The 1,410-nt window shown below is 65.7% G+C and carries 1 protein-coding gene and 1 pseudogene; both read left to right on the plus strand.

The window, feature by feature from the left end; all coding sequences use genetic code 11:
- Positions 1–345: 345 nt before the first annotated feature.
- Positions 346–657, plus strand: a pseudogene (locus RM812_RS41675) (GFA family protein); the annotation flags it as partial.
- 55 nt (positions 658–712) lie between these two features.
- Positions 713–1,324, plus strand: a complete 612-nt coding sequence (locus RM812_RS41680) for a hypothetical protein (protein ID WP_311586157.1) — start codon at positions 713–715, stop codon at positions 1,322–1,324.
- Positions 1,325–1,410: the final 86 nt, after the last annotated feature.

The raw sequence follows: 1,410 nt of genomic DNA on the forward strand, positions 1-1,410 counted from the left end.
GCGAGCTCGTCCGGGTCGGGGCAGTCGATGACGACGGTGTACAGGTGTCCGATCATCCGGCTCACTCTGCCACTGGCCCGCGAGCGGGCCAAACGGCAGGGGCCAGCCCAAGGTTAAAGAACAAGCTAAGACCGTGTCCTATGTGGTGAGTCAGGCGAGTCATTTGTAGCAGCAGAGTGCTGCGGCGAGGCCGAGAAAGGCCAGGTAGTTGCGGGGTTGGCGTTCGTAACAGAAACTGTCTATCCCGTCCGTCGGTCGGCCGCCCCACTCCCTCGGCAGCCGCTGCGGCGCGCCACCACGAAGAGGGGGCACAAGACGTGAACACAAGCACTTGACAGGGAACTCTGCTCGTGCGAGCACTGCACGCGCCTGTCCGGGGCGCCAGCAATGGCCTGGGTCGGATTTCGCAAGGACGCCCTGAAGTGGACAGGTCCCGCAGGCGAGCCGACGTACTTCTCCACTTGGCCGACGCTGCACCGAGGTTCCTGCCGACGCTGCCGAACCCAGCTCACCTCCGTTGCCGACAACTCGGACATGATCATGGTGACGATCTTTAGCCTCGACCGCGGCGTCGAAGTGGTCCCAGTCGGACATAGTTACCGCCAAGAGGCGGCGCCTTGGTTGGCCGTTACCCTCGCTCCTGATCCGAAGGGGTGATCGTGGCTGCGGCAGGGTGCCGCTTTCTCGGTGGCGGCACAGCTAGCCTTCCGGAGTGATCGAGCCCTCCTCCTCGCTGCCCGGAGACCCCTCCGAGCTGCATCTGTGCATCTCCTACGACGACGAACTCTGGGACACCCCGCAGGCGGACACGCTAGAGCGGTGGAGTGTGGCCGTGCTGCACCGGCGACGTACCCATCCCGGCGGCCAGGACCAGGCGCCGATCAGCGGCTGCGTCACGGGGGACTGCCCGGCGTGCAGGGTGGAGGATGTCGCCATCGGGTCGATGACCTTCTATCGGGTGCATCTCGACCGCGGTCGGAATGCCTACTGGGCCATGGAGGAGGAGTCGGAGGAGCTATACGAGATGGCCCAGGTCGTCCTCGATCCCGACACGGGCTCCTTCACCGACGAAGTCAGCGGGGGACTGGAGTACGTCGGCTCAGCGCTGCTCGTCATGGATCGAGTGACGCTGGATCCCCCATGGCGCGGGCAGGGCCTGGCGGCCGTACTCGCCTGTGAGGCGATCACCCGGCTCATGGCCGGTTGCCGGGCCATCGCCTGTTCGCCCGGCATCACCGATCTCACCAGCCGGCGTCTGGCGGACAGGTCCGAATGGGACCGCGTTAACCTCGCCGTTTCGGTTGGGGCGATGAGGTGTCGTTGAGGGGGAACTGCCGGGTGGCTGACGCGTTTTCGGTGTTGGGACATGGTGGAGACCCGGCGCGGTGGTCGGGTTCTCCAAGGTCCTTC

Source organism: Streptomyces lancefieldiae (genome assembly GCF_031845825.1).
Lineage (GTDB): Bacteria > Actinomycetota > Actinomycetes > Streptomycetales > Streptomycetaceae > Streptomyces > Streptomyces lancefieldiae.